Source organism: Halomonas huangheensis (assembly GCF_001431725.1).
GTDB classification, from domain to species: Bacteria; Pseudomonadota; Gammaproteobacteria; order Pseudomonadales; family Halomonadaceae; genus Halomonas; species Halomonas huangheensis.
The window spans coordinates 547,906-573,230 of record NZ_CP013106.1 but is presented as its reverse complement, the minus strand read 5'-3'; the positions used below and the strand labels follow the sequence as shown (position 1 = coordinate 573,230).

The following is a 25,325-nucleotide window of genomic DNA, read 5'->3' as shown; positions in this document are numbered from 1 at the left end:
TTCTCACTTACCGCTCACAACTTGTAACTTACAGCTCGTGTCGCTGTGCGACTCGCTAGAACGCCCGACGACGATAGTCACGATACTCCGGTGTCCAGCAGCACTTCTGAATGGCCTGGCGCAGCTTGGCTCCATCACTCTTCAGCGCCACACCCTCATGCTGCGCCTGGGCCGCGACATCAAAGGCAATCGCTTCGGAAATCTCACGGATACGCGACAACGGCGGTAGCATCGAACCTTCACCGGACTTGACGATCGGCGCTTCACGGGCCAGGGCACGAGATGCAGCCATCAGCATGGCATCGGTAACATGACGGGCGCCGCTGGCGACTACACCCAGTCCAATACCCGGGAATATATAAGCGTTGTTGCACTGAGCGATCGGAATACTACGGCCATTGATTTCAACCGGATCAAAGGGGCTACCGGTGGCCACCATGGCTTCGCCGTTGGTCCACTTGAGGACATCTTCCGGCGTCGCCTCCGCGCGTCTGGTGGGGTTGGACAGCGGCATGATCAGCGGTGTTCTGCAGCCAGCGTGCATGGCCTTGACCACGTCCTCGGTAAAGATCCCTGGCTGACCACAGACCCCGAGCAACACCGTCGGCTTGACCTGACTCACAACCTCGAGCAGTGACTGACCTTCCCAGTCATCCACAAGACTGGTGGGCTGAGCCAGGCGACGCTGGAAGTCACGCAACCAGCTCTGGTCTTCTGTGACCAACCCTTCGCGGTCGACCATGAATACGCGCTGCCGTGCCTGGGCCTCGGTCAGCCCCTCGGCCATCATCGCCACCACGACCATTTCCGCGATACCACAGCCGGCAGACCCCGAGCCAACAAAAACCACTCGCTGCTGAGCCATACCTTCGCCACGTGCCTGGCAAGCCGCCATCAACGTACCGACACAGACTGCCGCAGTACCCTGCACATCATCGTTGAAGCAGCACAGCTCATCACGATAACGCTCCAGCAACGGCACAGCATTGGCCTGAGCAAAGTCTTCGAACTGCAGCAGTACCTTGGGCCAGCGACGCTTGACCGCCTGAATGAAGGTCTCGATAAACTCGTCGTACTCCTCCTGGCTGATACGCGGGTGGCGCCAGCCCATGTAACGGGGATCGTCGAGTAGCGTCTGATTGTTGGTGCCGACATCGAGCATGATCGGCAGAGTATTGGCCGGGCTGATCCCACCGCAGGCGGTGTACAGCGACAACTTGCCGATCGGGATTCCCATACCTCCGATCCCCTGATCACCCAGACCGAGGATCCGCTCGCCGTCGGTGACCACGATGACCTTGACGTTATCCTTGGTCGCGCTGCGCAGGATGTCATCCATATGCTCGCGATCCGGCCAGGAGATGAACAACCCGCGGTGGTTGCGGTAGATGTTCGAGAACTCCTCACAGGCCTGCCCTACCGTCGGGGTATAGATGATCGGCAGCATTTCCTCGAGGTGTTCTGACACGAGACGGAAGAACAGCGTCTCGTTGTCATCCTGAATGGCGCGCAGATAAATATGACGATCCAGATCATTCTGGCACTTGCCATACTGGGAGTAGGCGCGCTCCACCTGCTCGTCGATACCTTCGACAGTCTGCGGCAGAAGCCCGATCAGGTTGAACTGCAGACGCTCCCGCTGGGAGAACGCGCTGCCCTTGTTCAACAACGGCATCTCCAGCAATGAAGGGCCCGCATAGGGAATATAGAGTGGACGCTTGGTAGGTTTGCTCATCGCTGCTCTCATTCGGTAACTGGGTCAGGGCCGTGTTTGTGCTTCTGATGGCACTTTGCGGCTACTCTAGCACGTCGCTGTGCACGGAAGTCAGGACTGGCGGGCATAATGCGTGCTCTGGCCAACTGACCAGACAGCTCCCGCCACCTGAGCATTCAGACGAAGCGGCCGAGACCCGCTGCGACGCGCAACCTATCCATCAACGGAGCCGCCTGCTCTCGTGCACGCTCGGCACCACGCAACAATACCTGCTCGATGTGGGCCGGATCCTCGAGCAGTGCCTGATAGCGCTCACGCGGTTCACGCAGATGTTCGTTGAGATATTCAAACACGCGATTCTTGGCATCACCCCAGCCAATACCGGCAGCGTAATCATCGCGCATTGCCCGAGTCTCTTCCGCAGAAGCAAAGGCCGAATAGATCTGGAACAGGGTGCAGGTATCAGGATCCTTGGGCTCACCTGGTTCCAGTGAGTTGGTCTTGATCTTGCGTACCAGCTTGAGCAGTTTCTTTTCAGCGACAAACAGAGGAATAGTGTTGTTGTAACTCTTGGACATCTTGCGCCCATCGAGCCCGTTGAGCACCTGAACGCGCTCATCGACCACTGCCTCCGGCAAAGTGAAGAAATTGTCCTTGTAGAGGTGATTGAAACGCCCCGCCATGTCACGAGCCATCTCGATGTGCTGAACCTGGTCGCGGCCCACCGGCACCCGGTTGGCGTTGAACATGAGAATGTCGGCAGCCATCAGCACCGGATAGCCGAACAGGCCCATGGTGACGCCCTTGTCCGGATCCTGGTTACCGGCTTCCTCGTTCTCGGCTACCGCCGCCTTGTAGGCGTGAGCTCGGTTCATCAGCCCCTTAGCGCATACACAAGACATCATCCAGGTCAGCTCGGGGATTTCAGGAATATCCGACTGACGATAGAAGATGGCATTGTCGGTATCCAGCCCCAGTGCCAGCCAGGTAGCGGCGATCTCGAGACGTGATTCCTGTACCCGCCGAGCGTCCTGACACTTGATCAGTGCGTGCAGGTCGGCAAGGAAATAGAAGGACTGTACGTTGGGGTCAAGACTGGCTTCGATAGCCGGCTTGATGGCGCCGATATAATTACCGAGATGTGGTGTACCCGTCGTGGTAATGCCGGTCAGGACGCGGGTCTTGTGCTGGCCCTGATCATCGTTGGCCGAAGGGGTCGAGGCGGAAGGTGCGGACATGGGCTCGGAACTCTGCTCAATCAAGAATGCCCGCTATGGTAACGCGGAGCCCCGTTCAAGGCGAACGCCAGCACGCCTGCCATTGAGCTGTGGCGTGCTGACGGGGGTAAACGATCAGTTCAGCAGAGTTGCCACCGGCACATGATCCATTCCGAAAGCCTCTGCTACTGCAGCATAGGTCACCTTGCCAGCATGGACATTGAGCCCTGCCGCGAAGTGGATATCGTCCTGCAGCGCCTTGCGCCATCCCTTGTTGGCCAGGGCAACAACAAATGGCTGAGTGGCATTGGTCAACGCCTGGGTGGAGGTGCGCGCCACCGCACCCGGCATGTTGGCTACGCAATAATGCACCACACCATCCACGATATAGGTCGGTTCGGCATGAGTGGTTGGTCGGCTGGTCTCGAAGCATCCACCCTGGTCGATGGCAACATCAACCAGCACCGCGCCGGGCTTCATCAGCGACAGCATCTCACGAGTGATCAGCTTTGGCGCAGCAGCCCCAGGCACCAGTACAGCACCGATGATCAGGTCCGATTCGCGAGCGGCTTCCTCGACAGCATCCGCGGTGGAGAATACGGTCTTCATGCGGCCCTGATAGCGATCATCGAGGGTCTCGAGACGCGGTATGGAGCGGTCCAGTACCGTGACCTCAGCACCCAGCCCCAGCGCCATGCGTGCGGCATTCTCACCGACGACCCCACCACCAATGACCGTCACTCGCGCCGGCGCTACGCCGGGCACCCCGGGCAGCAGCACACCAGCACCACCCTGGGCCTTTTCGAGGCTATGCGCACCGGCCTGCACTGCCATACGCCCCGCCACCGTGCTCATCGGTGCCAACAGCGGCAAACCACCCTGAACGGCGCTAATCGTCTCGTAGGCAATGCAGGTGGCACCGCTGTCGATCAGGCCTTGAGTCAGCTGCTGCTCAGCCGCCAGGTGGAGATAAGTGAATAGAGTATGCTCCGGCTTCAGGCGCGCGACTTCTTCGGCCTGAGGCTCCTTGACCTTGAGGATCAGCTCGGCGCCGTCCCACAGCGCGGCCACATCGGCTTCAATGGATGCACCGGCAGCTTCATAGGCGCTATCGGCAAAGCCGGCACCGTCACCAGCACCCTGCTGGACAACAACGGTATGCCCACGATCCACCAACTCCCGTGCTCCGCTGGGGGTAAGCGCTACGCGATACTCGTGGTTCTTGATTTCTCCAGGCACGCCAATACGCATGACTTTGCTCCCTTGATGACTGCTGGGTTCAACACGGCTACCGTGCCAAACCTGATGTACGGTTGGAGTTGACACCTTTGATGGTTGAAACAACGTCAACTGCATTACAGCACATGAGTTTTTTCCTGTGTGGGGAGCAAAACAAAAACGGAAAAAACAGGAAGCTGGCATTTTTTCAGCCAAAAAACATTCGCCAGAGTGGAGTATTGCCAGCAAGAAACACGCCATCTACACCCAAAGTGCAACCCAACAAGGCACGGCTCGATAGCGTGCGCTTCAGCAGAAAACAGCGCTCAGCCAGGTTGGTCTGAAGCGGTCAGCGGTGTTTCATCATAGCGGTAGCCAGCGCCACGCACAGTGGTGATTCGACCTGCGTAACAGCCCAGCTTCTTGCGCAGACGGGCAATGTAGACATCGACCGTATTGGTCATGGGGTCTGTATTGAGCCCCCAGATGGAATTGAGAATTCGCTCGCGGCTGAGCACCCGGCCACTATTGGCCAGCAACAGCACCACCAGATCCCGCTCGCGCGTCGACAGCGTCACACTTTCACCGCCGACCCTCAAGCACAGTGCCTCGCGATCGAACTGAACGGCACTGCTGCCCTTGCCAGTCGTCGTCGGGGCGAATGCCGCGGCACGGCGATGCAAAGCCTCGATACGGGCAATCAGCTCATCGAAACTGAAGGGTTTGGAGAGATAATCGTCAGCGCCTCGGCGCAGCCCCGTGACCTTTTCGTCGGTGGCATCCAGTGCAGTGAGCATCAGCACCGGCGTATGATCCTCGCCCGCACGCATTCGCGAACAGACTTCGTGCCCTGTGATCCCGGGCAACACGATGTCCAGCAGCACGACGTCAAACACATTGTCACGGAGCATTGTCAGTGCGCTTTCGCCATCGCCGCAGTGTGTCGCACACCAGCCCTCACCGCGTAAACCTCGACAGATGAAATCGGCAACGCGGTCTTCATCCTCAATCACCAGAATATTCATGAGCACACCTCCACGGCACCGCCGCGAGGTAAATCCAGATATACCACCAGGCCTCCTCCATCGCGGTCGTACAACCCGGCATCACCACCATGGGCTCGGGCGATGGAGCGCACGATCGGTAACCCCAGCCCACTGCCCTCGGTATAATTCCGTGCCGCGTTGGTGCCTCGAAAGAAGCGTTCGAACACCAGCTCCTTATCGGTGTCGCTGAGCCCCGGCCCATCATCCTCGACGGCAATACGGAAATCGTCACCCTTGGCCTGGAGGCCAACAACCAGGTATTCACCACCGTACAACCTCGCATTCTGCAGCAGTGCCAGCACTGACTGCCTCAGACGCAGACGATCGCCACAGATGAAGGCTTGCGACAAAGTGGTATCCAGTGACACCAGCCGCGGCGCCAGGCTCAATGCATCCTTGAGAAAAACAACCAGATCAACGGACTCGCACTGGAGACTCGGGTTACCGCCCTCCTGGCGAGCGATGAACAACAGATCCCCGATCAGTGCTGAGGTGTGTGCGGCCACTTCACGCGTGCGCTTCAACGCCTCACGATATTCGCCTTCCGAGGTATGCCGCCCGCGCAACGCCACGTCGCTTTCACCATGGATGATAGTCAGCGGCGTCCTGAGCTCATGGCTGACTTCGGCCAGCAGTCGCCGACGGTTGCGCTCTGCCTGGCGAGCTTCCTCCAGCAGGCGTTCGAGCTCCCTGGTACGCTCGGCGACGGCGCTTTCGAGGCGCGCGTTCTGCCGCTCCAGTGCCTGACGATGTTCATCAACATCTGATGCCAACTGGTTGATCAAGTGACTGATATGACTAACTTCATCACGTCCCGATACCGTGATCGGGCGGTTGAAGTCACCAGCACGCATCTGCTCAACACCCAGCATCAAGCGCTTCAGCGGCCATGCCACCCGCCTGCGGTAATAGATGGTTACCGCCAACGTCAGCAACGTGGCCATCAACGCAAAGACCATGGCGATGATACGAATTCGCCGCGCACCTTCCGCCAATGCCTGACGAGCCGCTTCGGCTTCTTCACTTTCTTCCCTGATCGCACCTTCCATGAGCGAACGAAACTCCTGATCAATCCTTTCGTCCAACAGGCTCGAGAAACGTAGCCAGCGTGTTACCGGGTCAAGGCTCTGACCACTACGAATCAAGTCATCGAATTCGATGATCAACGCGTTGAGCTTGCTGGCGATCCTTTCACTGACAACCAGCTCCTCGCGCTCTCCTTCTCCTGCCAGACGAATCTCTGCGTAAATGATCGAGCGAATCTCACTGATGTCCTCGAGAACTCGCGCAATCATCTCGCGCTCCCCACGCCCTCCATCCTGATCACCGATCACCACCGCATCGCCGAACTGCTTGAACAATTGATAGCTGTGTGCCGATAGTCGCAGGTGGGCACTATAGGAGCGGTGCGCAAGGTTCATGCGGTCGGTCAGCCAGGTCGTGCGTTCAACGTTCCAGAAAGCCAGCAGCGCACCACCGATGGCCATGGTCAACAGAATCAAGGTATAGCCAGCGACGACCCCCACTATCTTCATTGCGTATCCGTACGTAAGACCTCTTCCTGTGGCGCCGACGGCTGAATGCTCCACTCCCTGTCGGATGCCTGCACGACCAGCACATGGCTGTTACCAGCGTCAATGCCTTCCGGCAACGTGTGCACCAGCGTCGCGCCGGTTGCCACCAGCAGCTCCAATAGCGCCTGACCATCTGCCAAGCCTGGCCACAGCCGGCTATTGATGACGATGATATCCGGCCGGGCAACCAACGCCTGAACGACGGACAGCCGCATTCGCTCCCCGGGCAACAGGTTACGTCCCTGCTCAGCCAGTCGGCCATCAAGGCCTCCCAGGCGCTTCAGCAACTCACCCAGACCGCAGCCAACGGCGACTTCTCGCAGACGCTCGTCGCCTGGACGTGCCGCAGCCGCCAGGGTCAAGGCACGGCGTAGACTACCCCGAAGTACGGTTGGCGTATCACAGACATATAATATTGCTGGCAACTCGTTGCTGCTGAAGCGGATGGTGCCTGTGTCACAACAGCGCCGCAAGGCTATCGCCTCCACCAGCATTCCGGCCTGATCACCGTCTCGTGCCACAATGCGCACACACTGACCGGGGCGAATGGTGAGATTGAGCGATACCCCGCCTACCGAGATATTATCCAGGTCGATACCTACGGCACGACGCTGCCGGCGCGGACGTGGTACCACGCTCGCTTCCGCCAACAGACGCTGACACTTTCTTCGTGCAATACGCCATCCATTGTAACGGTCCCACACCCCGACGAACTCCTTGAGGGGCAGAACCAGAACCGCCAACACCGACAGTGCCGCTGCCGCTTCGGCGACAGGAATGCCGACCTGCGCCGCGATCCAGAGTATGGCGGCTGCGGAAATTCCCAACGAGGCATTGGGTACGGCTCTCAACAGGGCAACTCGATGCACACGCTGCACTGCATCATCCGCTGATCGAGAGCCCTTGCGTTCGAGATAGCTCAACTCGCGTGGCAAGCGATTCATCAACGCCAGCTCTCGCGCGATACTGATACGCTCCATGGCGGCAATAGCCACACCAGCGCGACGTCGACGCAAGTTGTGGTGCAGACGATTGAGCGCGCTGCCCATTGCCAGTGAAACCGCCACCGCCAGCAATATTGGAATACCACCCGCCAGGGCAAGCAAAGGATTCAACCACCACAGGCACAGCCCAGCCATAGGCAATACGATGACACCTGACAACAGTCGGGTAATACCCAACCCGACCCAACCTCGAGCTGCACTCAGGTCACCGACGAACCGCAATGACAGTCCGCCAAGACGACGGCCATCACGTTGCTCGGTCGGCATCCCGGCAATGGCCTCGAACAGACGCTGGCGAAGCTCGAGGTTATAGCTCTGACCGATAGCTTCTGCCCTGACTCGAGCCAGGGCCTGGAGCGCAGCAATCGCCAACGCGGCCAGCACCAGGGTTGCCAGATCCATCACCGGCAGAGGACTGGATGTATGCAGGGCGAGAAACAGGTCTCGGGTGGCAAAGGCATTGATGATCATCAGTATGGCCTGCATCACCCCCATGCCAGCCACCAGCGACATATCAATACCGCGCCGCCCTCCGGAGATGGCAGGCAATGACATCAGGCTGCTGCCGTTCCTGTCACCGCAGAGCTCTTGCGCAAGTACCCTTGCACCAGCGGCATGATAGTTTCGGGGGCCCAGAGTTGCTCACGGGTCAGAACAGGCAACCCAGTGGCAGATTCTGCCTCGCGCGCACCCAGCGCCGACAGGCTCAACATGCCGGAGAGAGCGAAGGGACGATGGCCAGACTGCGCCAGAACATTGATACCACCAACCGCACTCAATGCATCGGGCGCGGCGAACAACATACCGTCAAGGCGTTGTACGATACTTGAACCGTTCAGAATGGCCGCCGTTTCCTGCTGCAGCACGCCATCGGCAATCTCGACTACGGCAACCTGAGCGCCCTCACGAGCAGCATGACCAACCAGAGTGGCGAACCCTTTCTCGATGCGTTCCAACGGCATGCGATAGGTCGAAGCCATACCTGCATCAGTGAAGTCACTGACAGCAATGGACGCGTCAGCGAAGGCATTGTAGTCACCGAAGGCACCTGTTCCGGTGGCCTTGATACCCGCAACCCGCAAGCCCGCTGCCTGGAGGCCGTGGGCCAGGCTTACTGCTGCGGTGGTCTTGCCTCCATTCATCGAGGCCCCGAAGACACCCAGCACCGTAATATCGGAAGGCGCGGTCATGGTTGGCAGGGCATAACTCGCGATATTGATCACCTGACCCTGGCGGTCAGTCAACAGACCCAGCGGCTCCAACTCAGTCGGGCGCGACATGCGCCGATGCGCGGCTTCGACCAACCCAGCGACACCGCCCCCAGCGAGTAGATCCATGGAGTCCGCAGCAATGGCCGCGCGCCCCATGAACTGATCCGGCGCATAGCGATCACCAAGACACAGCACCACCTGGTCTCCGGGATACCCCTCCGAATGACGACCACTGGCCAGTTGAATCCTACGATGCTGATTGACTGCGCGGATCCGACACAACAACAGGTCACCTGACTGAGCCTCACTGCTCAAGGGTGCTACGCCATGCACATCCTGGCGCCGGACTCGGCGTGTGGTGAAGGCCCACTTGGCCATTGCGTGGCTACGGTCAGACGGAAAGGGTGTCATGCTGGTCATGGCGAGATCCTCAGTGTGGTTCAGCACACGCGGATACTACGGACGAGCCTCTGTGACGTCCTGACGAGGCAGTTAGCCAAACATGAACATGAGATGAATTATTGCTGAATTGCCTCAAGCCAGAGTGTCGCCGACACACGACAACATGCCCCGAAAGCGACAATACTCATGCCTCGGCGCTGACGACGGCCCCGCCATAGCCACGGATGAAACTCTCGGGCAAACGCCTGGGTCGCCCTGTGGAAAGCGCGATACAAGCATAGCGGGTCTGTGCGCGCAGTAATGTCACGCCGTCTGCAATGCGCTGTAATTGGAAGCATCGTGTCAGCGTCAGGCGTCCATCACATTGGACAATCCAGGTGGCCATCGCCAGCCGCTCACCGACAAAACACGGCGCCAGATAATCCAACTCATGGCGATGGACAGCCATACCCCGGTCCAATTGCTGGTAATGCGCCAGCGTCAAACCAAGCTGGGCCGAATGCTCCCAACTGGCACGTTCCACCCAGCGCAGGTATTCGGCGTTGTTGGCATGGCCATAGTGATCAATGGCTTCGTCGCCCACTTCCAGTTCAATTACGAACGGTTGCGGGAGGTCCCACTCGAGTTCAGCCACTTGCGACATATCACCCTTCCTCGCGCTCGGCCCCACAGTTCCAGCAGGTATCGAAGGCGCCTTCGAGGCGCTCTCCACAGCGCCGGCATTGCCATTCCGGCTTGGCTTCAGACGCGTCCAGCGCATCGCGAATCACCTGTTCGGCACGTTGCTGGTTGTGTGCTGCCACCCAGACCTGGGGTTCACACTCCAGAGGCGGCAGCTCACCGGCGCCGCCCGCCAGAGTCATGTTACGCAGTTCACAACGGATCCCGGCGGCTTCGAGCAGATTATTCACATGGCCTACCAGCATGGCGTTGCTATGTACAAAAACCAGCACCCATGGGACTGTCGTCATGCTCTCCTCCGTGACCCTTTCAGGTTATCAGTCGCGGAATACGCGCACACCCAGCGCCTTGAGATAGGACGTCTCGGGAATCGCCGGATGCACCGGATGATCGGGGCCCTGATGGCCCTGATAGACGATCTGCCCCTGGCGATCCTGATGACGAATGGCGCCGCGCACCACATCCGTCAAACGTTCCGGAGCGAGGTGCATGGAACAGGATGCTGACAGCAGTAGACCATCACGACCCAACAAACGCATGGCCTCACGATTGAGCTTGCCGTAGGCTCGCTCACCATTGGGAATATCCTTGCGTTTCTTGATGAAGGCCGGGGGATCGAGTACCACGACATCAAACTTCTCGCCTTCGGCACGCAGGGCAGACAGCACTTCAAAGGCATCGCCCTGACCGATAGCGACCTGCTCATGCAAGCCGTTCAAGGCCGCATTCTCAGCGACTCGCTCCAGGGCGCGCTCACTGGCATCCACGCATAGTACCTCGCTGGCACCATTCGCCGCCGCCTGCACGCCCCAGCCACCTACATAGCTGAAAAGATCGAGAACACGCTTGCCTGCCACATGCTGATTGAGCCACGCACGGTTGACGCGATGGTCATAGAACCAGCCTGTTTTCTGGCCATCCAGCACAGCAGCGGCGAAGGTCACCCCATTCTCACGCAGCAGCACCTGCTCCGGCAGGCTGCCCTTGACCACTTCGACCTGCTGCTCAAGGCCTTCCTGGCGGCGGCCACTGGTGTCATTACGCAACACTACACACGCGGGTGAGATTACCTTGTCCAGCGCATCCAGCAGCTCGTCCTTCACCGCTTCCATGCCGAAGGTGTTGAGCTGCAGCACCAGCACATCACCAAAACGGTCGATAACCAGGCCAGGCAACAGGTCGGCCTCACCATGCACCAGTCGGTAGTACGGTTCCTTGAACAACTGCTCGCGTAGTGCCAGTGCCTGCTTGAGGCGATGGACCAGCAGCGAACGATCGAGACGCATACTGGGGTCGCGAGACACCACCCGAGCACAGATCAGCGAATTCGGGTTGACGTAGGCCAGTCCGATCGCCCTACCGTTGGCCTCTTCAATAATGACCTGTTCGCCGGCCTGAAAGCCTTTCAACGGCGTCTCGGCGATATCGATCTCATTGGAATACAGCCACAGGTGACCGGCCTTGATACGGCGATCAGCATTCTTTTTCAGGCGCAGTGAGCGAGTCACGGTAATCAGATTCCTTGAATGGGGAAATGGAGGCCGCCAGGATGTGAGTAGCGGGCTTCATGAGCGGGTTTCAGGAGTACGTCAATGCGGTGGGCAACACGCTCAGTGTGCGACGAAGACAGAGAGCCAAGAAGACAGAGAGCAACAAACTCAAACTCAAGCTCAGTGCTGACAGTCAGGACAGAATACACTGGCCCTCTGCCCCAGCGTCACCAGACGCAATTCGGCACCACAGCGTCGACAGGGCTCTCCATGCCGACCGTAGACATTGAGACGCTGAGCGAAGTAGCCTGGTTCACCCGTACCGCTGACAAAATCACGCAGTGTTGTTCCGCCCTGGGTAATCGCTGCAGCCAGCACTTCACGGCAGGCCGCGGCAAGGCGATCATAGCGCTCTCGAGAAATACGCCCGGCAGCGGTACGCGGATCGATACCAGCAAGGAACAGCGCCTCGGCAGCGTAGATATTACCCACTCCGACCACCACAGCGTTATCCATCAGGAAGGGCTTCACTGCAATACGCCGCCCACGTGAGCGATCAAACAGGCGAGCACCATCGAAGGCATCCGATAACGGCTCAGGACCGAGCCGCGACAGTCGTGGATCTTCGCTGACCAGGTTTTCTTCACCGACAGAACCACGCAACCAGTCGACAAAGCCGAATCGCCGCGGATCGTGATAACGCAGAATCACGCCATCATCGAGCACCACATCAATATGATCGTGCTTTCTGGGCATCTCGCCAAGGCGCACGATACGCAGACTGCCGGACATGCCCAGGTGCCAGATCAGCGTACCGCGCTCATGACTGGCATCCTCGCCATCATGCAACGGCAGCAGTAGATACTTGGCACGCCGCTGCAGACTACCGAAGCGAGCACCGATCAAGCGATCATCGAAGTCGGTCGGCACCGGAGTGCGCATACGCGACTCCCGCACGATAACCTCGCGAATCTCACGCCCCTCGACATGAGGCGCAATACCACGTCGCGTCGTTTCAACCTCGGGCAGTTCCGGCATCGGCTATCTCGGCAACTGGCTGGGAAAGAGAAGTACGGACGAGGAGCTCGCCATACGCAAGAACCCGACCTGCGGGCCGGGTTCTCGAGACAGACGCTTCGCCTGCGGAGGAAGCAGAGCATCAAGCTGCAGATCAGCTGACCACCTGGATCAGCAAATCGCATTACTTGATCTTGGCTTCCTTGTACATCACGTGCTTGCGAACAACCGGGTCAAACTTCTTCATTTCCAGCTTGTCCGGAGTGTTACGCTTGTTCTTGTCGGTGGTGTAGAAGTGGCCAGTACCGGCGCTTGACACCATACGAATCTTGTCACGCATTTCGTTTCTCCCAGAAAGTCGCGTGGAACGTCAGCTCGGCTTAGACAGCGTCGCCGCGCTTGCGGATATCGCTGAGCACCTCATCGATGCCCTTCTTGTCGATAATGCGCATGCCCTTGGAAGAGACGCGCAGGGTCACGAAACGCTTTTCGGACTCGACCCAGAAACGATGAGAATGCAGGTTCGGCAAGAAACGACGACGAGTCTTGCGCTGGGAGTGTGAGACGTTGTTACCAGTCACCGGGCGCTTGCCGGTAACCTGACATACTTTGGACATGGAAGCCTCCAACCGCGTGGCGAGTTGTTCAAAACCTGTCGGGCAAACCGGGAAGGACGAAGACTGCAGTGAAACGACCGCCATTTGACTGGCAAATCGTGCCACAACGGCACCTCTAGCCCATGACATAAGCCCCGTGCTTTTGACCCAAGGGAATTCAAAGGGTGCACTTTATACCAGACCCCTGCCCTACAGGCAAGAAAAACACCGGAAAAAGCTGCAAGACACGGCTCTGCTCCGATATTCGGAGCAGAGAATCCTGAACCTGCGCTCGACAGTGAGAGCCACTGCACAGCCATCGGCTGTACCGCGATTCTCGAGCATGGCGGTATTATACCCAACCTCGCTCGGCAAAAGACACCACTTCTCCATCACCAACCACAAAATGATCCAACACTCGGATGTCGAACAACGCCAACGCCTCGCGCAGGCGCTCGGTGATGCGGCGATCAGCATCACTGGGCTCGGCCACTCCCGAGGGATGGTTGTGGGCAATGATAAGCGCACCCGCCCCCAGCGCCAGTGCGCGCTTGGCGACTTCTCGAGGGTAGACAGAGGCGCTGTCGAGTGTGCCCTGAAACAACACTTCAAAACGAATTACCCGATGCTGAGTATCGAGAAAGATCGCCGCAAACACCTCATGATCAAGATGACGCAACTGCGCAGAAAGATAACGCCGCACCAGGCCCGGAGCAGTCAACGCCTCGCCCTTGTCGAGCTGGCAAGCCAGGTGTCTACGCGCCAGCTCCTGCCCCGCCTGAAGCTGAACCCAGGTTGCTGTCCCCAGGCCACGATGGGCACAGAACTGATCGTGACCAACTTCCAGCAATGATCGCAAGCCACCAAATGCCACCAACATTTCTCGCGCAAGGTCGACAGCAGAAACCCCTGCCGTACCAACACGCAGAATAATCGCCAACAACTCGGCATCACTAAGGGCACCGGCGCCATGGCCGATCAGTTTCTCTCGCGGCCGCTCGGTTGAGGGCCAATGGCGTATCGACATCCTTGTCGCTCCCTTTTTTCATTTTCTCGGTCTATTTCGACCTTCCCGCCCACCGCCCCAGCATTCCTTGCCGGAGCTTCGCTCAAGGGCAGCTTGCTCACCAGCTCACTCACCAGTCTAGTCAGACTGCGACTCACCGCAGGCTAGCTGCGCGGCTACGCATGATCGCACACCAGTGGTAAGGTATGAGACCGATTATCTGTGCGGGATCAACCATGTCAGCCCCTGATCAGCCATCCCCCTCCACACCCTCGGGGTCGCTTCTCCCGGGACAGCGAGTACTGCTCGGCATCAGTGCCGGTATCGCCGCCTACAAGAGTGCCTTTCTGGCCCGCCTGTTGGTACAGGCAGGCTGCGAGGTACAGGTGGTAATGACCGAAGGTGCTCAGGCTTTCATTACTCCGCTGACACTCCAGGCGCTGACCGGACGCGCAGTAAGAACATCCTTGCTGGACCCCACTGCCGAGCTTGGGATGGGGCATATCGAGCTGGCACGCTGGGCCGACCGTATCCTGATCGCACCGGCGACTGCCGACCTGATGGCACGCCTGGCCCAGGGCCAGGCTGACGATCTGTTGACCACGCTGTGCCTGGCCAGTGATGCCGAAAAACTGATGGCACCAGCAATGAATCAGGCCATGTGGCGCCATCCCGCCACTCAACGCAACGCCGAACAGTTGCGCCAGGACGGTTGGACGCTGCTGGGCCCCGCCGCAGGCGACCAGGCCTGTGGCGACGTCGGTCCAGGACGGATGTTGGAACCAGATGACATCGCTGCACTGATGCTCGACACGGGGACGATTACTGCAGCCGATCTGTTCGCCAGTGAACGACATATCGTGATCACTGCAGGCCCCACTCGAGAACCACTGGACCCAGTGCGCTACCTGTCAAACCACAGTTCAGGCAAGATGGGGTTTGCCCTCGCCGAAGCCGCTCGAGCCAGTGGTGCACAGGTCACACTGATCACCGGTCCAGTTGACCGGCCCACCCCGGCAGGTGTGACCCGCATCGATGTGGAAACCGCCGAGCAGATGCTCGAGGTCGCACAGGACATCGCCACAGATTGCGACATCTTCATCGGCTGTGCCGCAGTCGCCGACTATCGCGCCGCAACCACTGCCGAGCACAAGATCAAGAAGGTCGATGGTGAGCAGGAGTTGACCCTGAAGCTGGTCAAGAATCCGGATATCATCGCCACCATTTCTGCAATGTCCGACGGCCCCATGGTGGTAGGATTTGCCGCCGAGACGCGAGATGTCGAGGCATATGCGCGATCAAAACTCGAGCGCAAGAACCTCGACATGATTGTGGCCAATGATGTCTCTCAACAGCAACTGGGCTTCGGTAGCGATAACAACGCCGCCATTCTACTTTGGCGTGACGGTAACGATATTGAACGCCAGCAGGAGCCAACGCAGGCCAAGTCGCAATTGGCTCACGCCATCATTGCCCGCGCGCTGCATTGTCTGGCACAGAACCAGAACACCAGTTCAACAGCACCATGATATGACTATCGACACGCCTGGGGCTTATGCCGCCCACGAGTGGCGCTCCAGAGTTACTGTCCTGCCAGAAACCCCTGGCTTGTCAGAAACCACTGGCTTGTCAGAGCCGTTATTTTTCAGAACCATTGATGCCTCAAGAACATGAGTGCTTCAGACAAGGACCCGGATATGCCTTCAGCCAACTCCCGCCCCCGTCTGGCGGTCAAGATTCTCGACGAGCGCTTGAAAGACCGCATGCCGCGCTATGCCACTGAAGGTTCCGCCGGAATGGATTTGCACGCACTGCTCGATCAACCACTGACTATCGAACCCGGACAGTGTGAGTTGGTACGTACAGGGCTCTCCATTCATATCGCCGACCCGGGCCTGGCCGGAATGATCCTGCCGCGCTCGGGACTTGGCCACAAACACGGCATCGTACTTGGTAATCTGGTCGGTCTGATCGACTCTGACTATCAGGGAGAACTGATGGTTTCGGTGTGGAACCGTGGTCAGAAGACTTTCACTCTCGAACCCTTCGAGCGCATGGCGCAGTACGTCATCGTGCCAGTGGTACAGGCAGAGCTCGAAATTGTCGATGATTTCAGCGATAGCCTGCGAGGCAGCGGCGGCTTTGGCAGTTCTGGACGGCATTGATGCCTGTCCTGTGGAGTGCAGCAACGACAGCCTGTTCTCTACCTTCGGATAGCCAGAGAGGAAGGCTCCCATGACGCGTAATTCACAAGCCATCGTCCCAGCAACCATCTTTCGTGCCTACGATATTCGCGGTGTCGTTGGTGACACTCTGACCGAGCAAGGCGTCGAGACCATCGGCCGCGCCATCGGCAGTGAAGCACAGGAGCGCGGCGAATATCGTATCGTGGTTGCACGCGATGGCCGTCTGTCAGGCCCGCAGTTGATGGCTGCACTGACTCGCGGCCTGATCTCCAGTGGCTGCGATGTTATCGACATCGGCATGGTACCAACGCCGGTGCTGTACTTCGCCACCCATGTGTTCGACGACACCTCTTCCGGTGTGATGGTTACCGGTAGCCACAACCCTCCAGAGTATAACGGCCTGAAGATGGTGCTCGGCGGTGACGCCCTCTGCGGCGACACCATCACCGCGCTGTACGATCGCATCACCACCGATGACCTGCGGAATGGTCAGGGCAAGGTCAGTCACTACGACATGCGTGACACCTATCTCGAGCGTATCCTGGCTGACGTCAAACTGGAGCGGCCGCTCAAGGCAGTTGTCGACTGCGGCAATGGCGTCGCCGGTGAGTTGGGGCCTAAGCTGATCGAACGCCTGGGGTGCGAGACGATTCCATTATTCGACGAGATCGACGGCAGCTTCCCCAACCATCATCCGGATCCAGGCAAGCCCGAGAACCTCAAGGACCTGATCAAGGCCGTCGGTGAACACCAGGCGGATATCGGTCTGGCCTTCGATGGCGATGGTGACCGCCTTGGCATCATCACGCCACGCGGCCGTTTGATCTATCCCGACCACCTGTTGATGGCCTTCGCTGAGGACATGCTTGCTCGCAATGCTGGAGCTCGTGTCATTTTCGACATCAAATGTACCGGCAAACTGATCGAGGTCATCGAAGCTGCCGGTGGCACTCCAGAGATGTGGCGGACCGGTCACTCGCTGATCAAGGCACGCATGAAAGAAACCGATGCCCTGTTGGCAGGCGAGATGAGCGGCCATATCTTCTTCAAGGAGCGCTGGTATGGTTTCGACGATGGCCTGTACGCTGCCGCTCGCCTGCTTGAGGCTCTTTCGCAGTACGATGGTGATGCTGACGCCTTCTTCGACCGCTATCCACAGAACCTGAGCACTCCAGAGATCAATATCGAGGTCAGCGACGAATCCAAGTTCGACCTGGTCAGGCGACTGGCACAACAGGGCAACTTCGGCGAGGATGGCATCAAGACAACTCTGGATGGCATCCGTGTCGACTACGCCGATGGCTGGGGCCTGTGCCGCGCGTCCAACACCACGCCGATGCTGGTGCTGCGTTTCGAGGGCAATGACCAGGCGGCCCTGACCCGGATTCGACAGTGCTTTGCCGCGGCCCTTGCCGATATCGATCCGACCCTGATCCTGCCCAATTGATGTAGTAAAGGACAACAAGGAGACATGAAGCCCATGAGCGAACAGGCTCGCGACCCGCGCCTGGTAGTAGAGATCCTCTCCGAGGCTCTACCTTATATCCAGCGTTTCTCCGGCAAGACGGTGGTCGTCAAGTATGGCGGTAACGCCATGACCGAAGATGCCCTGATCGACTCCTTCGCCCGCGATATGGTGTTGATGAAGGAAGTCGGTATCAACCCGGTGGTCGTCCATGGTGGCGGCCCACAGATCGGCGAACTGCTGGAGCGACTGCAGATCGAGTCACGCTTCGTGGGCGGAATGCGAGTGACCGACTCCGAGACCATGGATGTGGTGGAAATGGTACTCGGGGGTCTGGTCAACAAGGAGATCGTCAACCAGATCAACCAATGCGGCGGCAAGGCCATCGGCCTGACCGGCAAGGATGGCCGGCAGATTCAAGCGCGCAAACTCCAGGTCAAGCACCAGACGCCTGAAATGACCGCTCCGGAGATCATCGACATCGGTCATGTCGGCGAGGTAGAGCATGTCTCCACCGATTTGATCGAGATGCTCGCCGCTCGCGACTTCATCCCTGTCATCGCCCCCATCGGCGTCGATGCAGAGGGCCACAGCTACAACATCAATGCGGATCTCGTCGCCGGCAAGGTAGCGGAAGCGCTATCAGCAGAGAAGCTGATGCTGCTGACCAACGTCGCCGGCCTGATGAACCGCGATGGTGAAGTAATGACCGGCTTGAGCACCGCCCAGGTCGACGAGTTGATCGACGACGGCACCATTCATGGCGGCATGCTACCGAAGATTCGCTGTGCTCTGGATGCGGTCAAGGAAGGCGTGGTCAGCGCACATATCGTCGATGGCCGCGTGCCACATGCCACGCTCCTCGAAATCTTCACCAACGCCGGCGTCGGTACCCTGATCACCAATACCGAGCCGGAGGCTGTACCACAGGGATAAGGCGGGCCGCCGCCGACAGGCAGCAGCCCAATGACAAGGGAACGTTGACCGCTGGCTCGAACCAGCGGCATCTCAAACATAAAGAATCGACATATGACGCAGGAAAATACGCCCCCCAGCCGTAGAGAGCAGATTCTGCAGGCACTGGCACTGATGCTGGAGGAAGACAGTGGCAAACGCATCACGATTGCCGCTCTTGCTCGCCAGGTCGGTGTGTCAGAGGCCGCGCTGTATCGCCACTTTCCCAGCAAGGCCCGCATGTACGAGGGCCTGATCAGCTTTATCGAGGAATCGCTGTTCGAGCGCATCACCCGCATTCTTGACGACCATCAACAAGCTCTACCACGCTGCTACCACATCATGGCACTGGTATTGGCATTCGCCGAGAAGAACCCCGGCCTATCTCGCCTGCTCGGCGGCGATGTCCTGACCGGTGAGACCGCACGCTTGCGGCTGCGTATTCATCAGCTATTCGAACGCCTCGAGACCCAGTTCAAGCAAATCCTGCGTGAAGCGGAGCTGCGTGAGGGACGCAGGCCAGCGATTCCAGCCACCGCCGGTGCCAACCTGCTGAGCGCCCTGATCGAGGGCCGTATCGCTCAGTTCGTACGTAGCGACTATCGACGGCGTCCCACCGAGCACTGGGAAGATCAGTGGCAGGCAATTTCCGCACAGCTGCTGCGCGAGGCCCCGGCACTCGCCTGACAGCGAACCCGCCTGGCGCAGCACTCTGCAGGCTCTCCTGGCACTGAACTCGGGCTACGAAACGCACAATGCCCGGACCTTGCGGTCCGGGCATTGCTTATTACGCTGCGGCTTCGAGAGGCGCGCTACGCCGCCATCATCGCGTCGCAGAGTTGTTCACGAACCTTCTTCATCGCATTCTTCTCGAGCTGGCGAATACGCTCGGCGGATACGCCGTAGACGTCGGCCAATTCGTGGAGGGTCGATTTGTTATCCGACAGCCAGCGCTGTACCAGAATATTACGCGAACGCTCATCCAGAGATGCCAGCGCATTCTGTAGGCGACGGCTGGAATCCTGTTCCCAGTCGCTGTCCTCCAGCTGTGCTGCCGGATCAAGGCTGGCATCATCAAGATAATGGGCCGGGGCCTGATAGACGCTGTCCTCATCATCGCCTGGGGCGGCATCGAAGCCGGCATCATGCGATGTCAGGCGCCCTTCCATCTCACGCACCACTTCCGGCTTGACGTCGAGATCGCGCGCAATGGCATCGACCTCATCGTTATTCAGCCAGGCCAGACGCTTCTTGGCGCTGCGCAGATTGAAGAACAGCTTACGCTGCGCCTTGGTCGTGGCAATCTTGACGATACGCCAGTTGCGCAGCACAAACTCGTGGATTTCCGCCTTGATCCAATGCACGGCAAAGGACACCAGACGCACACCCTGATTCGGATCGAAGCGTTTGACGGCCTTCATCAAGCCGACGTTGCCTTCCTGAATCAGGTCTGCCTGGGGAAGTCCGTAGCCGGAGTAACTACGTGCGATGTGCACGACAAAGCGTAAATGGGACATGACCAGGCGACGCGCAGCCTCGAGATCACCTTCATCCTGGAGACGATAGGCGAGCTCGCGCTCTTCATCGACACTCAATACGGCGATGCGGTTGACCGCCTGGATGTAGCCATTGAGGTCATGACCCGGTGAAAGATGACCGACCGGCAGAAGACTGTTGCTCATATGCAGGTTGTCTCCTTGAAGACCAACATGATGTCTGGACGACCCATTGGAGAACGGTAATAAGTAAAAGTTCCCCTTTAGTCGCAGATATCGCGATTACCTGGTTATCGGTGCTGGACTAACGCGGTTTGATGCCCGCGAGATGGCGGCTCACCGCTATCCATGCCCCCAACCAGCCCAATATTGTACTACAACTGAGCAATATTGTAGAGCCGGCCAGCCCAAGACTCGGCAGCGTATAATGTGCACCGTAGCTTTCCGCCAGCGCCGCGACCGGCGTGGCCAGCCAACCGCCGCCAACGGTCAACAGCAACAAGGCGATGAGGCCGCCACCGAGCCCGTACCAGGCGCCGCTGTAGAGGAATGGGCGTCGCACAAAAGCGTGGGTGGCACCGATCAGCGTAACGACTTCGATTTCCTTGCGGCGGTTCTCGACAGCCAGGCGAATGGTGTTGCCGACGACCAACAGCACTCCCAAACCAAAAAGCACCACCAGCGCCAGCGTCACACGCTGACCGACTTCCGTCAGCTGACGCAATCTCTCGACCCAGGCAAGGTCCAGACGCACTTCCTCAATCCCGCTCATTTCGCCAAGTCGCCCAGCCAGGGCACGCATCTTTTCCGGCACTGGATCGCTGGGAGTAATCACCACAGTGGCCGGCAGCGGATTCGAGTCGAGATGCGTCAAGGCATCATCCAGTCCCAGCGACTGCTGAAACTCCTCCATTCCCTGGCTGGCAGTAATCAGGCGTGTCGACGCGATGTCCGGCTGGGCATCCAGCGCCTGCAGAATGCGTCCCGCCTCAGCATCAGTGACTCGCTGCTCGAGATAGGCAGTGAGTGTGGCACTGGCATCCAGCTCGGCACTGACCAGGCGAGCACTGTCGAGGGTCAGCCACAACCCACTGGGCAGCACCAGCGCGATGGCAATTGCCAGCATGGTCAACAAGCTTCCCAATGGTTGCTTGAGCAAGCGTCGGCTACTGTCGATGCACATGGCGCGATGATGACGGCACCATGCCTGCCACTGAGCCTGAGTCTCAACGGACTGCTGGCGCGCACCACGTGGACGCGGCGTCTGCTGACTCGTATCCACCCTGCTCATGCCCTCTCCTCATCGGCAACCAGGCGCCCGTCCCTGAGCCGCAGCGTACGATGCCGCAGGCGTGCAATCAGCGCGAGATCGTGACTGGCAATCATCACCGTGGTGCCAATGTGATGAAAATCCTCGAACAACGTCATGATGTCCGCCGAGAGTTGTGGGTCGAGATTACCGGTAGGCTCGTCGGCAAGCAGCAGCGACGGCTTGTTGACTACGGCTCGAGCGATGCCCACTCGCTGCTGCTCGCCGCCGGAAAGCTCGATGGGTAAAGCCTTCTCACGATGCAGCAACCCCACCTTGTCCAACGCAGCCCGCACGCGACGCGCCGTATCACGAGGAGGCAATCCGCGAATTTCCAGCGGTAGCGCAACGTTGTGATAGATCGAGCGGTCGAACAGCAGTTGGTGATCCTGGAATACGACCCCGATCTGGCGCCGATAGAACGGCAACTGGCTGGGGTGAAGACGATCGATATCGTGGCCAGCGACCAGCACGCGGCCCCGAGAAGGCCGCTCGAGGCGCATGACCAGACGCAACAACGAACTCTTGCCGGCACCAGAGTGCCCGGTGAGGAACACCATCTCCCCCCGGTCGACACGAAAACTGAGGTGCGCCAGGGCGTCAAAGCGACCCCCGTATCGCTTGCCGACGTTATCGAACTCGATCATTCGTCAGCATCACCCGAGCGACGGTCAAACAGTGCATCGACAAATTCGCTAGCCACGAAAGGTCGCAGATCGTCGAGCGACTCTCCCACACCGATAAAGCGAATCGGAGTCTTGAGTTGCTGTGCCAGCGCAAAAATGATGCCCCCCTTGGCGGTACCATCGAGCTTGGTCAGGGTAATCCCCGTGACCGGCACCGCCTCATTGAAGGTCGCCGCCTGGGACAGTGCATTCTGGCCAGTCCCGGCATCAAGCACCAACATCACTTCATGGGGAGCACTCGCATCGAGCTTGCCCATCACTCGATGGACCTTCTTCAACTCCTCCATCAGGTGACTCTTGTTGTGCAAGCGCCCAGCGGTATCGGCAATCAACACGTCGACCTTGCGCGCGCGCGCCGCCGAAACCGCATCAAAGATCACCGAAGCGCTATCAGCACCAGTATGCTGGGCGACCACAGGAACACTGTTGCGCTCGCCCCAGACCTTGAGCTGCTCGACAGCTGCGGCCCGGAAGGTGTCACCCGCTGCCAGCATGACGCTCTTGCCTTCACGCTGGAAGCGCTGGGTCAGTTTGCCGATGGTCGTGGTCTTCCCCACGCCATTGACGCCAACCACCAGAATCACGAAAGGACCTTCACCGGATGCCGGCAACTCCAATGGCTGAGACACCGGTTCAAGAATATTGCCCAGCTCCTGCTGCAACGCCCGGTACAACGCATCAGGGTCATTCAGTTCCTTGCGCGACACCCGGTCGGACAACGATTCGATGATCTCGGAGGTTGCCTCGATACCGACATCCGCCATCAGCAACTGAGTCTCCAGCTCCTCGATCAGATCTTCATCAATCTGTTTGCGACCCAGGAAGAGATCCGCCAGGCCATCACTCAGGTTGGCGCGGGTCTTGCCGAGGCCGTCGCGCATCCGCGCCAACCAGCCCTTCTTCTCGCTACGCGGCTTGTCCTGAAGCGTTGGCTTCTCTTGCAGCGCTGGCGCGGCGCTTGCTGATCCGGCATCAGGCTCGATGATAACCGACCCCTGCTCGAGGTCGGTTGTCACCGGCTCTTCGGCTTGCAGCTCAGGCTCTTCCACCTCAGGCTCTTCCACTACCGGCGCTTCCGCATCACGCGGGATAGCGTCGCCCTCGGCACTCTCACTCTCCTCAGGCTCCGCAACAGGTTCAGCCTGCTCGACTACCTGTTGTTCCTCAGGGGAGTGGACAGCCTCTGGCTCCGACGTACCTGCGTCGGTCTCCTGCACAGCGGCTTCATCGGCCTGTCCATGCTTCTCGGACAGCCCATCCTCAGACAGCGCGTCATCAGGCAGCAGGCTCTGCGTCTGCTCCTGATCATCGGGCTTCTTCTTGCGTTTCAAAAATCCGAACATGAAAGACCAACACCCTCAGCCGGTGAACGAACCGACACATCCTACCATTGCGGCCCATTGCTGTGGACAAATTGCTACAGACAACGGGCCGTGCAGGAAACACTGAATAAATTGCCGCACTTCCAGTAGAATCGCGACACATGACACGAAAACGCTCTTCTTCACGCTCCGGCCGGGCCCCGCGCAACGTCTCGCGCCCCGGCCAGCTACGTATCATCGGCGGTGATCACCGACGCCGACAGCTACCCGTACTCGACAAACCTGGCCTGCGCCCAACACCGGACCGCGTGCGCGAGACACTGTACAACTGGCTTACGGGAGAACTCTACGGCGCCCGGGTGCTCGACCTTTTTGCAGGCACGGGCGCACTGGGACTCGAGGCCTTGTCACGCGGTGCTCGTGAAGCTACCTTCGTCGAAAGTGATCGTCAGGTTGCCGAACTGATCGAGCAGAACCTGGCCACACTCGGCATCGCGCAGAGCAATGTCCTGCATACTGACGCCATCGCCTGGCTCCAGAGTACAGTACCAGACACACCGTATTCACTGGTGTTGTTGGATCCGCCGTTCCGTCTCGATCTGGCTACCCCTTGCTGCACGATCCTGGAAGCCGCTGGCTGGCTGGCCACCGAAAGCTGGATCTACCTGGAAGTCGAGAAAGGACTTGCCCCGCAAGTTCCGGATAATTGGCAATTGCACCGTGAATTACGAGCCGGCGACAGCCATGCGAGACTCTACCACCGCCATGCCCGGGCTCTCGACCGAGATCAGTGAATTGCGGGCCAGCCCGTGGTAATTGTCGGAACAGCACTCATGACATTACTCGACAAGCGTGCCCAGTATCTCTACGAAGTTGCCAGTTGCGGCGGCATCCGAGCGGCGGCCGAACACCTTGAGGTAAGCCCATCGGTCGTCAGTCGCCAGATTCGACGCCTGGAACAGAGCCTGGGTATGGCCCTGGTAGAGCGTCAAGGACGGCAATTGCATCTCACCGAAGCCGGATGTCTGGTCGCCGATGCTCACCGTGCCCAACGACAACTCAATGTCGACCTCGATGATACCCTGTCGCGCCTGCGCAACCTGCAGACCGGCAAGGTGGTCGTATCGGTGGGCGACGGCTTCATCGACAGCTTCCTGAACAGCGTGCTGGGCAAGGTCTCGCGTGAGTATCCCGACGTGATGATCGATATCAAGACCGGTATTTATTACCCGCGTGAGCCCTACGAGATGGTAATCGAGGACGAGGTCGACATTGCCATCACCTACGGCCCGGTATCCGACCCGCGTTTGAGGGTACATTCCTTTTCGCGTGGCTCGCTCTGTATTCTGGTCAACCCACAACACGAACTCGCCGAGCAGGCTTGCGTCAGTGTCGAACAGCTAGCCCGCCACAAGTTGATCTTCCTGCCGGATATCGCCGGCACCCAGCAATGCGTCAACGCGATATTCCGCGCCGCAGGCATCCTGGTGACGCCGGCATACCGATGTAATCTGCACTCCGTATCGCGACGCATGGCCCGCGCCGGTATCGGCGTGGCATTCATGACAGAGGCAGCTGCGCGGGAGGAAGTCGAGCGCGGTGACCTTGTGGCCATCCCCATCGACCACCCTATCGCCAGAGATACTCAAGGCAACCTGGTGCGGCGAACCGGCAGGCGTTTGACACCCGCCGCCGGTTATCTCTGGAAGCTGATGCTGACGATGCACTGAG

The 25,325-nt window shown here is 59.1% G+C and carries 25 protein-coding genes; 7 read left to right on the top strand and 18 right to left on the bottom strand.

The genetic code is table 11. From position 1 onward, the window contains the following. Positions 1–55: 55 nt before the first annotated feature. The 14 genes from AR456_RS02700 to radC all read right to left on the bottom strand — a co-directional run bounded on the left by AR456_RS02700 (position 56) and on the right by radC (position 14,197). Positions 56–1,735 carry an NAD-dependent malic enzyme gene (locus tag AR456_RS02700; RefSeq protein ID WP_021819799.1) on the bottom strand — a complete coding sequence of 560 codons (1,680 nt, stop codon included), beginning with the start codon at positions 1,733–1,735 and terminating at the stop codon, positions 56–58. Between the two features lie 155 nt (positions 1,736–1,890). Further along, positions 1,891–2,952 (bottom strand): tryptophan--tRNA ligase, encoded by a 1,062-nt coding sequence (gene trpS, locus AR456_RS02695; RefSeq protein WP_021819798.1) that lies wholly within the window; start codon positions 2,950–2,952, stop codon positions 1,891–1,893. A gap of 114 nt (positions 2,953–3,066) precedes the next feature. Then, complete coding sequence (ald, locus tag AR456_RS02690) at positions 3,067–4,182, bottom strand: alanine dehydrogenase (protein ID WP_021819797.1); 1,116 nt, start codon at positions 4,180–4,182, stop codon at positions 3,067–3,069. 293 nt (positions 4,183–4,475) lie between these two features. Then, positions 4,476–5,174, bottom strand: coding sequence for a response regulator transcription factor (locus tag AR456_RS02685; RefSeq protein WP_021819796.1), 699 nt, complete (start codon positions 5,172–5,174; stop codon positions 4,476–4,478). Continuing rightward, the gene (locus tag AR456_RS02680; protein WP_021819795.1) at positions 5,171–6,730 is read right to left on the bottom strand and encodes a sensor histidine kinase; all 1,560 of its coding nucleotides are present in this window, start codon (positions 6,728–6,730) and stop codon (positions 5,171–5,173) included. The genes AR456_RS02685 and AR456_RS02680 overlap by 4 nt, the downstream gene beginning before the upstream one ends. Continuing rightward, entirely contained in the window at positions 6,727–8,328 is a 1,602-nt protein-coding gene (locus tag AR456_RS02675; RefSeq protein WP_021819794.1) for an ABC transporter transmembrane domain-containing protein, read from the bottom strand. Before AR456_RS02675 ends, AR456_RS02680 begins: the two co-directional genes overlap by 4 nt. Further along, positions 8,328–9,404 (bottom strand): P-loop NTPase family protein, encoded by a 1,077-nt coding sequence (locus AR456_RS02670; RefSeq protein WP_021819793.1) that lies wholly within the window; start codon positions 9,402–9,404, stop codon positions 8,328–8,330. Before AR456_RS02670 ends, AR456_RS02675 begins: the two co-directional genes overlap by 1 nt. A 166-nt stretch (positions 9,405–9,570) precedes the next feature. Next, the gene (locus AR456_RS02665) at positions 9,571–10,029 is read right to left on the bottom strand and encodes an acyl-CoA thioesterase (RefSeq protein ID WP_021819792.1); all 459 of its coding nucleotides are present in this window, start codon (positions 10,027–10,029) and stop codon (positions 9,571–9,573) included. Position 10,030: 1 nt separating this feature from the next. Further along, a complete protein-coding gene (locus AR456_RS02660; RefSeq protein ID WP_021819791.1) occupies positions 10,031–10,357 on the bottom strand; it encodes a putative signal transducing protein in 327 nt (108 codons plus the stop codon). A 27-nt stretch (positions 10,358–10,384) separates the two neighbouring features. Next, positions 10,385–11,575: a class I SAM-dependent rRNA methyltransferase gene (locus tag AR456_RS02655; protein WP_021819790.1), complete on the bottom strand. Its 1,191-nt coding sequence runs from the start codon at positions 11,573–11,575 to the stop codon at positions 10,385–10,387. A 162-nt stretch (positions 11,576–11,737) separates the two neighbouring features. Continuing rightward, entirely contained in the window at positions 11,738–12,595 is an 858-nt protein-coding gene (gene mutM, locus AR456_RS02650; RefSeq protein WP_021819789.1) for a bifunctional DNA-formamidopyrimidine glycosylase/DNA-(apurinic or apyrimidinic site) lyase, read from the bottom strand. Positions 12,596–12,758: 163 nt separating this feature from the next. Further along, positions 12,759–12,914 (bottom strand): 50S ribosomal protein L33, encoded by a 156-nt coding sequence (gene rpmG / locus AR456_RS02645; RefSeq protein WP_021819788.1) that lies wholly within the window; start codon positions 12,912–12,914, stop codon positions 12,759–12,761. A gap of 40 nt (positions 12,915–12,954) precedes the next feature. Then, positions 12,955–13,191 (bottom strand): 50S ribosomal protein L28, encoded by a 237-nt coding sequence (gene rpmB, locus AR456_RS02640; protein WP_021819787.1) that lies wholly within the window; start codon positions 13,189–13,191, stop codon positions 12,955–12,957. A gap of 331 nt (positions 13,192–13,522) precedes the next feature. Further along, positions 13,523–14,197 (bottom strand): RadC family protein, encoded by a 675-nt coding sequence (gene radC, locus AR456_RS02635; RefSeq protein WP_021819786.1) that lies wholly within the window; start codon positions 14,195–14,197, stop codon positions 13,523–13,525. Between the two features lie 215 nt (positions 14,198–14,412). Between radC and coaBC the strand changes: the two genes are divergently transcribed. From coaBC to slmA, 5 genes are all read left to right on the top strand, one after another. After that, positions 14,413–15,705 (top strand): bifunctional phosphopantothenoylcysteine decarboxylase/phosphopantothenate--cysteine ligase CoaBC, encoded by a 1,293-nt coding sequence (gene coaBC / locus AR456_RS02630; protein WP_021819785.1) that lies wholly within the window; start codon positions 14,413–14,415, stop codon positions 15,703–15,705. Between the two features lie 168 nt (positions 15,706–15,873). After that, positions 15,874–16,341, top strand: coding sequence for a dUTP diphosphatase (dut, locus tag AR456_RS02625; RefSeq protein WP_021819784.1), 468 nt, complete (start codon positions 15,874–15,876; stop codon positions 16,339–16,341). Between the two features lie 70 nt (positions 16,342–16,411). Next, positions 16,412–17,809 (top strand): phosphomannomutase/phosphoglucomutase, encoded by a 1,398-nt coding sequence (locus AR456_RS02620; protein ID WP_021819783.1) that lies wholly within the window; start codon positions 16,412–16,414, stop codon positions 17,807–17,809. Between the two features lie 33 nt (positions 17,810–17,842). After that, the gene (gene argB / locus AR456_RS02615) at positions 17,843–18,763 is read left to right on the top strand and encodes an acetylglutamate kinase (RefSeq protein WP_021819782.1); all 921 of its coding nucleotides are present in this window, start codon (positions 17,843–17,845) and stop codon (positions 18,761–18,763) included. A gap of 93 nt (positions 18,764–18,856) precedes the next feature. Further along, the gene (gene slmA / locus AR456_RS02610) at positions 18,857–19,468 is read left to right on the top strand and encodes a nucleoid occlusion factor SlmA (RefSeq protein WP_021819781.1); all 612 of its coding nucleotides are present in this window, start codon (positions 18,857–18,859) and stop codon (positions 19,466–19,468) included. Positions 19,469–19,593: 125 nt separating this feature from the next. Here the strand turns inward: slmA and rpoH are convergent, their stop codons facing one another. The 4 genes from rpoH to ftsY all read right to left on the bottom strand — a co-directional run bounded on the left by rpoH (position 19,594) and on the right by ftsY (position 23,615). Next, a complete protein-coding gene (gene rpoH / locus AR456_RS02605) occupies positions 19,594–20,463 on the bottom strand; it encodes an RNA polymerase sigma factor RpoH (protein WP_021819780.1) in 870 nt (289 codons plus the stop codon). 118 nt (positions 20,464–20,581) lie between these two features. Next, positions 20,582–21,568: a permease-like cell division protein FtsX gene (ftsX, locus tag AR456_RS02600; RefSeq protein WP_021819779.1), complete on the bottom strand. Its 987-nt coding sequence runs from the start codon at positions 21,566–21,568 to the stop codon at positions 20,582–20,584. Next, the gene (ftsE, locus tag AR456_RS02595) at positions 21,565–22,233 is read right to left on the bottom strand and encodes a cell division ATP-binding protein FtsE (protein ID WP_021819778.1); all 669 of its coding nucleotides are present in this window, start codon (positions 22,231–22,233) and stop codon (positions 21,565–21,567) included. The genes ftsX and ftsE overlap by 4 nt, the downstream gene beginning before the upstream one ends. Next, positions 22,230–23,615 (bottom strand): signal recognition particle-docking protein FtsY, encoded by a 1,386-nt coding sequence (ftsY, locus tag AR456_RS02590; RefSeq protein WP_021819777.1) that lies wholly within the window; start codon positions 23,613–23,615, stop codon positions 22,230–22,232. The genes ftsE and ftsY overlap by 4 nt, the downstream gene beginning before the upstream one ends. Before the next feature lie 140 nt (positions 23,616–23,755). On the opposite strand from ftsY, the gene rsmD reads away from it, so the two are divergent. Continuing rightward, positions 23,756–24,388, top strand: a complete 633-nt coding sequence (rsmD, locus tag AR456_RS02585; protein WP_021819776.1) for a 16S rRNA (guanine(966)-N(2))-methyltransferase RsmD — start codon at positions 23,756–23,758, stop codon at positions 24,386–24,388. A gap of 39 nt (positions 24,389–24,427) precedes the next feature. Beyond that, positions 24,428–25,324 (top strand): LysR family transcriptional regulator, encoded by an 897-nt coding sequence (locus AR456_RS02580; RefSeq protein ID WP_021819775.1) that lies wholly within the window; start codon positions 24,428–24,430, stop codon positions 25,322–25,324. Position 25,325: the final 1 nt, after the last annotated feature.

Bases quoted from the DNA above. Each gene is read 5' to 3' on its own strand.
- ftsX (WP_021819779.1), bottom strand. From the start codon at position 21,568: ATGAGCAGGGTGGATACGAGTCAGCAGACGCCGCGTCCACGTGGTGCG.
- rsmD (WP_021819776.1), top strand. From the start codon at position 23,756: ATGACACGAAAACGCTCTTCTTCACGCTCCGGCCGGGCCCCGCGCAAC.
- AR456_RS02665 (WP_021819792.1), bottom strand. From the start codon at position 10,029: ATGTCGCAAGTGGCTGAACTCGAGTGGGACCTCCCGCAACCGTTCGTA.
- ald (WP_021819797.1), bottom strand. From the start codon at position 4,182: ATGCGTATTGGCGTGCCTGGAGAAATCAAGAACCACGAGTATCGCGTA.
- AR456_RS02680 (WP_021819795.1), bottom strand. From the start codon at position 6,730: ATGAAGATAGTGGGGGTCGTCGCTGGCTATACCTTGATTCTGTTGACC.
- AR456_RS02675 (WP_021819794.1), bottom strand. From the start codon at position 8,328: ATGTCATTGCCTGCCATCTCCGGAGGGCGGCGCGGTATTGATATGTCG.
- radC (WP_021819786.1), bottom strand. From the start codon at position 14,197: ATGTCGATACGCCATTGGCCCTCAACCGAGCGGCCGCGAGAGAAACTG.
- coaBC (WP_021819785.1), top strand. From the start codon at position 14,413: ATGTCAGCCCCTGATCAGCCATCCCCCTCCACACCCTCGGGGTCGCTT.
- ftsY (WP_021819777.1), bottom strand. From the start codon at position 23,615: ATGTTCGGATTTTTGAAACGCAAGAAGAAGCCCGATGATCAGGAGCAG.
- AR456_RS02670 (WP_021819793.1), bottom strand. From the start codon at position 9,404: ATGACCAGCATGACACCCTTTCCGTCTGACCGTAGCCACGCAATGGCC.
- argB (WP_021819782.1), top strand. From the start codon at position 17,843: ATGAGCGAACAGGCTCGCGACCCGCGCCTGGTAGTAGAGATCCTCTCC.
- mutM (WP_021819789.1), bottom strand. From the start codon at position 12,595: ATGCCGGAACTGCCCGAGGTTGAAACGACGCGACGTGGTATTGCGCCT.
- slmA (WP_021819781.1), top strand. From the start codon at position 18,857: ATGACGCAGGAAAATACGCCCCCCAGCCGTAGAGAGCAGATTCTGCAG.
- rpoH (WP_021819780.1), bottom strand. From the start codon at position 20,463: ATGAGCAACAGTCTTCTGCCGGTCGGTCATCTTTCACCGGGTCATGAC.
- AR456_RS02580 (WP_021819775.1), top strand. From the start codon at position 24,428: ATGACATTACTCGACAAGCGTGCCCAGTATCTCTACGAAGTTGCCAGT.
- dut (WP_021819784.1), top strand. From the start codon at position 15,874: ATGCCTTCAGCCAACTCCCGCCCCCGTCTGGCGGTCAAGATTCTCGAC.
- trpS (WP_021819798.1), bottom strand. From the start codon at position 2,952: ATGTCCGCACCTTCCGCCTCGACCCCTTCGGCCAACGATGATCAGGGC.
- rpmB (WP_021819787.1), bottom strand. From the start codon at position 13,191: ATGTCCAAAGTATGTCAGGTTACCGGCAAGCGCCCGGTGACTGGTAAC.
- AR456_RS02700 (WP_021819799.1), bottom strand. From the start codon at position 1,735: ATGAGCAAACCTACCAAGCGTCCACTCTATATTCCCTATGCGGGCCCT.
- AR456_RS02660 (WP_021819791.1), bottom strand. From the start codon at position 10,357: ATGACGACAGTCCCATGGGTGCTGGTTTTTGTACATAGCAACGCCATG.
- rpmG (WP_021819788.1), bottom strand. From the start codon at position 12,914: ATGCGTGACAAGATTCGTATGGTGTCAAGCGCCGGTACTGGCCACTTC.
- AR456_RS02620 (WP_021819783.1), top strand. From the start codon at position 16,412: ATGACGCGTAATTCACAAGCCATCGTCCCAGCAACCATCTTTCGTGCC.
- ftsE (WP_021819778.1), bottom strand. From the start codon at position 22,233: ATGATCGAGTTCGATAACGTCGGCAAGCGATACGGGGGTCGCTTTGAC.
- AR456_RS02685 (WP_021819796.1), bottom strand. From the start codon at position 5,174: ATGAATATTCTGGTGATTGAGGATGAAGACCGCGTTGCCGATTTCATC.